Here is a 9,527-nt window from a genome sequence, read left to right as displayed (position 1 = left end):
CGGACGAAAAAATCTACGCCAATCTGACGGACTTCATTTTATCAGCGATTCCCTGATCGAAACGGATGATGAGACAGGAGCAGCCGAATGACCCTACTCAAGCAGTGCCAACGCTGGCACGAGAACGAGGAATATCAGAAGATCATCGCGGAGCTCGAGGCACTCCCCGCCGAGGAGCGCAGCCCCGCGCTCGACAGCGAGCTGGCGCGCGCCTACAACAATGCGGCGAGCGTCGAGGATCGCGCCTATTTTGAAAAGGCAATCGCCCTCCTCACGCCGCATGCGGAGCATTTCGCGGGTGACCACCTCTGGAACTTCCGCATGGGCTATTCCTACTACTACCTTGACCGCGAGAACTGTGCCCTCCCCTACTTCGAGGAGGCACTTGCCGCACTGCCCGGCGACGCGGACACGGAGCGCATGATCGAGAGCTGCCGCAAGATGCTCGCCCATCCACTTTTCGAGCGCCCGTTCCGCACCCGCGTACAGGAGGCGTGGGCAGCCTTTGCGCAGGCAGAGACGGAGCTGCGCACGCTGATGGACAGCGATGCGGATTGCAGTGAGGAGCTGATTGCGCGTGTGGAGGAGATTCTGCGCATTGCCTTTGATGATGTCGCGTTCGAGCTCGGAAAGGGCGGCGCGAAATATGAGCTGATCCTCACGCCCGAGGGCATGCGCGCAAAGCTCTTTTCGCTCGTCTATTTCGCAAGTCTCGCTCCCGCCTCCGTGCGGGAACATTGGGACATCCGCATCGGGCGCACGGCTTCGGTGGGCTTTGCCCTGCGTACGGACGACTACAGCATCGAGATGGAGGATGTCGCCGTCTGGTTCGCACAGGCGGGAGAGGGGATTGCCCTCACAGTCTACTGCGAAAAGCTCCTTCCGCTCCTAGTGGAGGACGAGGATCGCGCATGGTGGATGCTCTCCATGATCGTCGATCAGGCAATTGGCGAGATTGCCGCTATGCGTCTCATCCATGATTTCGACGTTCTCGATGCTCCGCGGGCAGAGCCGCCGATTCTACTGACGGATCTGCCAAAGGCCCTTGAGAAAGCGGGGCTTTCTCTCGACAGCGATGCAGAGGACGATCTTGAGCACTCCTATCTCGCCTACGAGCGCACCCCCGACACCTCTGCTGAAACGGACTGGCGGCTTGATGTCTACACGGGCAGTACACGTCTGCCCTCCCTCCTCAGTGCCTATATGGAAAACGATGCGACACTTGTGAATATGTATCATGCGGACGGAATTGCGGCGGGCTTCATCGCCTATCCACTGCCGGAGGATCTGCACGGGAAATCCGAGGAGATCCTTGATTTTCGCGACACGCTCATGGAGGCGATCACAGAGACGGCGGGAGCGGATGCCGTGACCTTCCTCGGCGGTGCGACGGGCACGGGTTGCGGCTATCTGGACTTTATTGCATGGGACTTGCGGGCGGTGCTGGATGCGGCGGCTCATTTTCTCACGGAGACGACGCTGCCGTGGGCGGCGTTCCACTCGTTCCGACGGGACACGAATCCCATCTACCTGCTTGACCGCACAGAGGAAAAGAACGACGCGGAGCAGGAAAGCCCCGCCCCTGCGCCATCCTCTCTGCTGTCCCCAGCGGACATCAAGAAGATGGAGGCGATGGACGAGGGCTCCACGGGCTATTTCTACAAGATGCTCAACTATCTGGAGCAGTATATCAAGAACGGTACGATCAAGGGGAATTTCACACGCGAGGAGGCGCGTGCCGATCTGGATATCGCCCTCTGGTATGCGTATGCGTGCAACAACATCGATACCTACGAGTACTACTACCGCACGACGCAGTGGATGCCCGCCTCGGAGGTGAACGCACGCGGCTGCGGCACGTGGTACTACCGCTACGCCGTCGCGCTCATGTACTGCGGCCGTCTGGAGGACGCGCTCCGCTATGCCGAGCAGGGGGCATTGGAGGAGCCGGACTATCCGTGGACGTATCTGCAGCTCGGCAAGCTCCGCGCCCATTTTGGCGACCGTGACGGTGCTCTGTTGGCTGTGCAGTGGGGGCTTGCGCTCGTGCCGGACGACCACGAATTCCTGACACTGGAACGCGAGATCAAGGAGGGGGCAAGCATTGAACAGATGTCCTATCACTGGATTGATCCCACGTTTGACGAGGAGCTGCAAGGAGCGGCAACGACAGGCGAAATATTGGGGCTGCGCGATGGTGTGGATGCCGATGGAGAAATGTACGAGAAGCAGTGCGCCATCGCCTGCATGACGGTGAACGAAGCAGGGCTTGCATATTTCCGACAGCTCTTCCGTCCCGATCCGAAGAACTACGAGCGAAACGCCCCCTATTGCAGCTTTGACTATCCCGTAGGGGATGTCGGCGTACGTCTCGTCTTTCACATGAACGAGGCAGGGCTGTCGAAGCGCAGTCCCGCATGGCTGCGCACGCAGAAGGAGCGGCTCGACGACGGCGGTTGGCTCAGACGCACGGACGAAGCGGGCACAGGCACACTTTCCACCGTGCATTTTGCGCTGGACAATCAGGTCACGCTCGAATATCGGTATCCGTGGGAGGAGAAGAGGTCCTACATTCCCTTGGACGAGGACGGGAATCCGAGGGATGATGGTGAGACGTAACCGTTCGCATATGAAAAAGGCGGCAAATGCCGCCTTTTTGTGTGTCCAAATTTACGGAAGCACTGATAAATTCAGCCACGCCATCTTGACGCATCTTTTTTGCCCGAACTTTGTCGACAAATCCTCCACATAGCTTTGGCTATGCGTCCGGTTTGCCTCCTTGTTCGGACGAAAAATCTACGCCAATCTGAGGGTCTATTTTATCAGCGATTCCTTACAACCCCAGTTCCTCCTCGATCAGTACCAGTTCCATCGGGCGGTAGCTCATCTTCTTGTAGTGGATGGTCAGCGCATTGCAGATGCGCTCAAGTGCCGCGCAGTCATAGCAGCGCGTGCCGTCCTTCGCGCAGGGCGTTTTCTTGCCCTTGCGGTGCGCGTTGCGCGGGGCAGCGATGCGGTGAATGCGCTCGATCCCCGCCTCGATGTCGGGGACGAGCTTATTGATGCCGACGACAAAGTAGGTCTTTTCATGTCCGAAAAGCGAGCCCGCAACACGATTGCCCGCACCGTCCATGTTGAGGATCTGCCCCTCTTCCGTGATGGCGTTCGCCGAGAGCAGAAACACATCCGTCATCAGAGCCTCGCGCCCTGCAGCAAGAAATGCCTCGATGCCGCCGACGTGCCCCGCACGCGGCGGGTCGATCACCTCGTTATGCACACTCAGACGCTCGTAGAGCGAGAGCGCACGCAGCGTCTCAGAGTCGCCGAAGCCGACGCGCTTGCCGCGAATCTCAGCGGCGAGGTAGTCCGCCGCCGCTGTGCATTCGGCGAATCGCGAGACATCGTAGCGATTTCGGCGGAACGCCTCCATCGTGCGCAAAATGCGCTCCTCGTATGCTGACATAGCTCCTCCTCTGACGGTGAATGTCCCGCCCCTCTCAATACGTCTCTATGATATTAAAGTTCGAATCGCACGCGGCGGGTGTGCGCCCGATCTCACGAATCACACGGATGATGTGATCCTCCGAGAGTGCGCGGGGGCTCTTCGCGCCCGCATCGTGGAGAATTGTCTCCTTGTGTACCGTGCCGTCAATGTCATTCGCACCGAAGCAGAGCGCGACCTGCGCCACGGGCACGGTCAACATCACCCAGTACGCCTTGATGTTGCGGAAATTATCGAGCATCAGACGCGAGATCGCAATCGTCCTGAGATCGTCCCACATCGACGTCTGACGCACCGTCCGCCCGAGTTCCGTATTCGACGGCAGGAACGGGAACGGAATGAACGTCTGGAAGCCGCCCGTCTCATCCTGCAGCTCCCGCAGACGCATCATATGCTCGACGCGCTCCTCCATCGTCTCAATGTGTCCATAGAGCATGGATGCATTCGTCTTGATGCCGAGCGTATGCGCCGTACGGTGTGTCTCGATCCACTCATCCGCTGTCGCCTTGTTCGGACAGAGTTCGCCGCGCACGCGGTCGGTCAGAATCTCCGCACCGCCGCCCGCAATCGACTGCAGCCCCGCTGCACGCAGCCGCACGAGTACATCGTGCACCGTGCGCCCCGAACTCTTTGCAAAATGCGTGATCTCCACGCCCGTAAACCCCTTCAGGTAGAGCGTAGGAAATGCCTCATGCAGAGCCTTGAGCCGCCCCAGATAGTCCTCGAACGTCCAGTCCGGATGCAGCCCGCTCACCACATGCAGCCCCGCGAGATGCGGATCGCGCATCGCATCCGTGACGTGCGCCACCGCCTCCTCGACACTCATCTCGTACGCGCCCTTGTCCTCAGCGTCGCGTCCGAACGCGCAGAACTTACAGTGCGCGAGACAGATATTCGTGAGGTTCACATGGCAGTTCACGTTGTAGTAGACAATGTCACCGCACTTCTCCTGCCGCACGCGGTCAGCAAGCGCACCAATCCATGCAATATCGCGGCACGCAAAGAGCTGCAGCCCATCCTCTCGTGTCAGCCGCTCACCATTCTCTATTTTCTTCTCAATATCCAAGTATTCGCTGTGCAATCTATTCTCTCCTAAAATATATGATGGGTTAGGGATTTCGACATACAGAGCTCATTTTCCTGCATATACGACAAAGGAGCAGACCGCAGCCTGCTCCGTCGTTGTATATCAGTGCTTCCCTAAAATACAGATTTTGTCAATCCATAGCTCCAACATAGGATAGAGGCTGCTGCACGTCGATTTGTGCGGCAGCACCTTTGCGTTACCAATATCCGTATTTCTTTCGTTTGTGCCAGAGCAGGAGGAAGGTGAGCGATGCACCGAGGAAGTCCGCAGCGTGCGTCGCCATGAATACGCCGTCCACGCCGAAGATGTGCGGCAGGAGCAGCAGAAAGCCGAGCAGACAGATCAGTGTGTCCCAGACGGAGAGGAGGGCGGAGGTGCGTCCGTCGCCGAGCGCGGTGAAAAGCGACGAGCCGTACATGCTGAATCCGAGGAAGAGGAAGGCAGTCGCATGGATGCGGAAGCCGTGCACGGCGAGTTCGTAGACGTGCGTGCCCGCAGCGGCAAAGATGCCTGTGATCGGCGCGGCGATGAGGATGCTGACCACGGTGGTAAAGAGGGAGAATGCGGCGATGAGTGTGAGACTGCGGCGCAGGATTCCATGCAGGGCGTGCGTGTCACGTTTGCCGTAGTTGAAACTCGCCAGCGGAGCGACGCCCTCGGCGTAGCCCATGTAAATGGCGGTAAGCAGACCGGAGATGTACTCGGAGATGGCGATTGCCGCCACGCCGTCCGCACCCGCCAGACGCATCATCGTGTTGTTCATGACGATCATGATGAGGCTCATCGAGAGCTGCATCACCATCTCACTTGAGCCGTTGCCCATCGCGGAGAGGACGGCACGCAGCCGCCAGACGGGACGTACGAACCGCAGTGTGCCGCGCCGATGAATAGCAAAGTAGTAAAGTCCTACGAATGCGGAGATGGAGTAGCCCATTGCCGTCGCGACAGCTGCGCCCTCCAGCCCCCAGCCGTATACGAAAAGCAGGAGGTAGTCGAGTGCCATATTGACGATGCCGCCGACGAAGGAGGAGAGCATCGCGAGGCGCGGCTGCCCCGCCGCAACGAGGAAGATGTCGAGGATCAGCCCCGCCATTGTGAGCGGTGTCGAGATAAAGAGCGGCACGGCGTACACTTCGCAGAGCGGATAGAGGGCATCGTCCGCGCCGAAGAAATAGAGGCTCGGGCGCAGGAAGCTCATGCCGAGCACAGCGATGAGCGTGCTGAGAATGACGCAGACGAGGACGAGCAGGGAGAAATTTTCCTGCGCATGACGGTGCTTTCCCGCGCCAAGCTGCGCCGCGACGAGGGCACTGCCGCCCGTGCCGAGCATGGTTGCGAGCACGATCGTGAGCGGGATGAACGGCATGACGATGTTGATCGCCGACAGCCCATCCGTTCCGACGGCGTGCGCCACAAAGAAGCCGTCGACGATGAAGTTCACATTCATAAAGAGCTGTGACACGATCATCGGCACGGCAAACGCGAGCAGTGTGCGGTAGGTGATGGGCTGGGATAGCTGCGGCATTTCGTCTCCTCCGTTGATAGTAGGCGCTATCATAGCATGGAACACGGGGGAAAGCAAGCGCGGAGGATTTGCAAAATCCCGCCGCATTTGGTACACTTGCGGGAGTGTTATTAAGGAGAGAATATCGTACATGAGTGATCGAAAGAAAGCCCGTGCCGCCGCCGAGCGCGGGGCGCGGCTGACGAGGGAGGATGCGCTCGCCCTCTACGAGGATAACGACCTTCTCGCGCTCGCAGGGTGGGCACGGGCGGCGAAGGAGCGCGCGAGCGGGAAGAACGTTTACTATACGGTGAACCGCCACATCAACCTCACGAATGTATGCAGCGCGAACTGCCCACTCTGCGCCTTTCAGGTGGAGCAGGGCGATGCGCGCGGCTATATTATGGAAACGGCTGATGTAGCTCGCGTGCTGGAACTGGCGAAAAAAACACCGCGCCTCACGGAAATCCATATCGTGAGTGCCTTGCATCCCGACCGTCCATTTTCCTACTACGAGGGCGTGGTGCGGCAGGTGCGTGCGGTACTTCCGCACGCGGATATCAAGGCGTTCACGCCCGTGGAGGTTGTGAACTTTGCAAAGACGGAGGGGACTTCTGTCCGCGACATTCTGCGTACGCTGCAGGCGGCGGGACTGTCGTCCCTCCCCGGCGGCGGCGCGGAGATTCTCTCCGACCGCGTCCGCGCAATCATCTGCCCGAATAAGGCGACGCGTGCCGAGTGGCTCGACTGTATGCGTACGGCGCACGAACTCGGCATCCGCACAAATGCGTCCATGATGTACGGGCACATCGAGACGGTGGAGGAGCGCATTGACCATTTGCTCCTTCTGCGTGACTTGCAGGATGAGACGGGCGGTTTTCAGGCGTTCATGCTCTTTCCGTTTCATCCCGAGAACACGGCGCTTGGTGCGGAGAAGAAACTCATGCGCGTCGGCTCGTGGGAGGATATGAAGATGCTCGCTCTCTCACGCCTCGTGCTTGATAATGTGGCGCATTTCAAGGCGTTCTGGGTCATGCTGACGCAGCCCATCGCGCAGCTTGCCCTCGGTTTTGGCGCGGATGATCTCGACGGCACGATCGGCGAGGAGAAGATCATCCACGCGGCGGGCGCACAGACGCAGACGGGCATCACGCGGCGCGAGCTCGATGCGATGATTCGCGAGGCGGGCTATGTGCCTGTGGAACGCGACACATTTTATCAGCCGATTGCGGCAGGGGAGGGCGTATGAGAATCTCGGAGCGGGAGGCGACAGACCTCCTTACGCACGGCGACCCCATCGACCTCGGACGTGCGGCGGACGAGGAGCGGCGGCGGCGGTTCGGCGATACGGTGACGTTCATCGTTGACCGCAACATCAACTACACGAATATCTGCGTGAACGAATGCCGTTTCTGCGCGTTCTACACGAAACAGGATGCGGAGGATGCCTATCTCCTGCCGATGGAGGAGATTCTCGCGAAGGTCGGCGAGACGGCGGAGGCGGGTGGCACGCAGGTCATGATCCAGGGCGGGATTCACCCCGATCTGCCGCTTTCCTACTATGAAAATATGCTGCGTGCGATCCGTGAGCGCTATCCCTCCATCGTGATCCACTCCTTTACGGCGACGGAGATTCTGTACTTTGCCGAAAAGGAGGGCATTACGATTGAGGACACGCTGCGCCGCCTGCAGGATGCGGGGCTTGCCTCGCTCCCCGGCGGCGGTGCGGAGATCCTCGTCGACCGCGTGCGGAGGCTCATCGCTCCGAAGAAAATCATGACCGAGGACTGGCTGCGCGTCATGCGTACGGCGCACAAGATCGGGATGGAGTCGACGGCGACGATGGTGATCGGCTTCGGCGAGACGATGGCGGAGCGCGTGGAGCACATGGAGCATATCCGCCGTCTGCAGGAGGAGACAGGCGGATTCCGCGCGTTCATCACATGGACGTTCCAGCCGGGCAATACCGCACTCGGCGGGGAAAAGACTTCGAGTTGGGACTATATGCGGACGCTTGCTGTCACGCGGCTCTACATGGACAATGTCGCGCACATACAGGGGTCGTGGGTCACGCAGGGCGAGCGCATTGGACAGCTGACGCTCGGCTTCGGCGCGGACGACCTCGGGAGCATCATGCTGGAGGAGAATGTCGTGCGTGCGGCGGGAACGCGGTACAATATGTCGATTAAGAAGATGATTGATCTGATACGCGGCGCGGGCAGGATGCCTGCGCAGCGGGACACGCAGTATCGCGTGATACGGAGGTTTTAGTATGGCAGAGCAACAGGTTCCTGCGGCGGGGTATGCCATCATCGGCGGCTCGGGGACGCTGTCGAGCGACTTCCCGCGTGCGTCGATGGCGGACGATGTGAAGATCCTCGCGGACGGGCTGCACTTTGCAACGCCGTATGGCGAGAGTCCCGCATTCCGCCTGTTCTCCGTCGCGGGGCGGCGCGTGCTGACCTGCCGTATGCACGGCTGGCGCAGCGGTGTGACGCGTGCAGATGCCTCGCGGCAGGTGTTCTGGGTGCTGCGGGAGGCGGGTGTGCGGCGCATCCTCTCCGAGGGCGGCGTCGGGACGGTGAACCCGCTGCTCGATCCGCGTGACTTCCTCATCCCCGACGACTACCTCGATCTCTCCGTACGTAAGGATGTCATGCTCGACGGGCGCTATCTGCTCGTGATGCGCGACGCACTCTGCTCCGAGCTCCGCACGACGCTCGTTGCGGAGACAAAGAAACGCTATACGGGGCGCATCTTCGACCGCGGGATCTATGCCGTCACGGATGGGCGGCATTTTGAGAGCCCTGCCGAGATTGCGATGCTGAAAGGCCACGCGGACATCGTGGGGCAGAGCCTTGCGCCCGAGGTCTATCTTGCGCGCGAGATCGGTGCGTGCTATGCGGGGCTATACTTCGTCGTCAACTACGGCGAGGGCATCCGCCCGTGGTCGCACGATACACTCTCACAGATTTTCTATGACGATGCGCCCATGATCGGCGACATCCTGCTCGCCACCATCCGCAGCGTCCCCGCCGAGGAGAGCGCGTGTGAATGCCGCAGCCTGCGCAAGGAGACTCTGCTCAAGGACGTCTATAACGCAGCGTCGGATAAGGGTTGACGAAAAACGCCGAACATCGTATAATGAGCATAGAAAAAGGTGCTGCAGGGAAGGTCAGCCCCCACACTAGGAAATAGCTAAGATTAGCCGCCTAGGTTTGGTCACTCAGGGCGGCTTTTCTTATGCCTTGATTGCTACAACGCAAATTGTAACGAGGAACACAAACGCGAGAAACTCGTATAGTCCCATGGCAATACCCCCCTTTCGGGGGCTCAGAATTGACCGCCTACCGCTGTTGACAACACCTGCGTGCATTATAGGAAGCACTGATAAATTCAGCCGCGCCATCTCGACGCATCTTTTTTGCCCGCAC

General features: G+C 59.7%; 8 protein-coding genes. 4 read left to right on the top strand and 4 right to left on the bottom strand.

Translation table 11 applies throughout. The annotated features are described in order from the left end of the window. The first annotated feature begins 87 nt into the window (after nucleotides 1-87). A complete protein-coding gene (locus ACO6BQ_RS10895; protein ID WP_489120899.1) occupies nucleotides 88-2,619 on the top strand; it encodes a tetratricopeptide repeat protein in 2,532 nt (843 codons plus the stop codon). Between the two features lie 51 nt (nucleotides 2,620-2,670). On the opposite strand, the gene ACO6BQ_RS10890 is transcribed toward ACO6BQ_RS10895, so the two are convergent. The 4 genes from ACO6BQ_RS10890 to ACO6BQ_RS10875 all read right to left on the bottom strand — a co-directional run bounded on the left by ACO6BQ_RS10890 (nucleotide 2,671) and on the right by ACO6BQ_RS10875 (nucleotide 6,114). Continuing rightward, nucleotides 2,671-2,796, bottom strand: a complete 126-nt coding sequence (locus ACO6BQ_RS10890; protein ID WP_489120900.1) for a secretion protein HlyD — start codon at nucleotides 2,794-2,796, stop codon at nucleotides 2,671-2,673. A gap of 37 nt (nucleotides 2,797-2,833) precedes the next feature. Beyond that, nucleotides 2,834-3,463 carry an LUD domain-containing protein gene (locus ACO6BQ_RS10885; protein WP_489120898.1) on the bottom strand — a complete coding sequence of 210 codons (630 nt, stop codon included), beginning with the start codon at nucleotides 3,461-3,463 and terminating at the stop codon, nucleotides 2,834-2,836. A 34-nt stretch (nucleotides 3,464-3,497) separates the two neighbouring features. Then, nucleotides 3,498-4,583, bottom strand: a complete 1,086-nt coding sequence (gene mqnE, locus ACO6BQ_RS10880; protein WP_489120897.1) for an aminofutalosine synthase MqnE — start codon at nucleotides 4,581-4,583, stop codon at nucleotides 3,498-3,500. A 202-nt stretch (nucleotides 4,584-4,785) separates the two neighbouring features. Continuing rightward, nucleotides 4,786-6,114: an MATE family efflux transporter gene (locus ACO6BQ_RS10875; protein ID WP_489120896.1), complete on the bottom strand. Its 1,329-nt coding sequence runs from the start codon at nucleotides 6,112-6,114 to the stop codon at nucleotides 4,786-4,788. Between the two features lie 130 nt (nucleotides 6,115-6,244). Between ACO6BQ_RS10875 and ACO6BQ_RS10870 the strand changes: the two genes are divergently transcribed. Genes ACO6BQ_RS10870 through ACO6BQ_RS10860 form a run of 3 tightly spaced genes read left to right on the top strand, consistent with a single transcriptional unit; the run spans nucleotide 6,245 to nucleotide 9,214 of the window. Next, entirely contained in the window at nucleotides 6,245-7,342 is a 1,098-nt protein-coding gene (locus tag ACO6BQ_RS10870) for a radical SAM protein (protein ID WP_489120895.1), read from the top strand. Next, the gene (gene mqnC / locus ACO6BQ_RS10865) at nucleotides 7,339-8,364 is read left to right on the top strand and encodes a cyclic dehypoxanthinyl futalosine synthase (RefSeq protein WP_489120894.1); all 1,026 of its coding nucleotides are present in this window, start codon (nucleotides 7,339-7,341) and stop codon (nucleotides 8,362-8,364) included. The genes ACO6BQ_RS10870 and mqnC overlap by 4 nt, the downstream gene beginning before the upstream one ends. A gap of 1 nt (nucleotide 8,365) precedes the next feature. After that, entirely contained in the window at nucleotides 8,366-9,214 is an 849-nt protein-coding gene (locus ACO6BQ_RS10860) for an MTAP family purine nucleoside phosphorylase (protein WP_489120893.1), read from the top strand. Nucleotides 9,215-9,527 lie beyond the last annotated feature (313 nt).

This window comes from Centipeda sp. (in: firmicutes), assembly GCF_057271695.1.
The sequence above is the reverse complement of the archived record's forward strand: the minus strand, read 5'-3'. Positions and strand labels throughout refer to the sequence as shown.

Bases quoted from the DNA above. Each gene is read 5' to 3' on its own strand.
- ACO6BQ_RS10885 (WP_489120898.1), bottom strand. From the start codon at position 3,463: ATGTCAGCATACGAGGAGCGCATTTTGCGCACGATGGAGGCGTTCCGC.
- ACO6BQ_RS10875 (WP_489120896.1), bottom strand. From the start codon at position 6,114: ATGCCGCAGCTATCCCAGCCCATCACCTACCGCACACTGCTCGCGTTT.
- ACO6BQ_RS10870 (WP_489120895.1), top strand. From the start codon at position 6,245: ATGAGTGATCGAAAGAAAGCCCGTGCCGCCGCCGAGCGCGGGGCGCGG.
- mqnC (WP_489120894.1), top strand. From the start codon at position 7,339: ATGAGAATCTCGGAGCGGGAGGCGACAGACCTCCTTACGCACGGCGAC.
- ACO6BQ_RS10895 (WP_489120899.1), top strand. From the start codon at position 88: ATGACCCTACTCAAGCAGTGCCAACGCTGGCACGAGAACGAGGAATAT.
- ACO6BQ_RS10860 (WP_489120893.1), top strand. From the start codon at position 8,366: ATGGCAGAGCAACAGGTTCCTGCGGCGGGGTATGCCATCATCGGCGGC.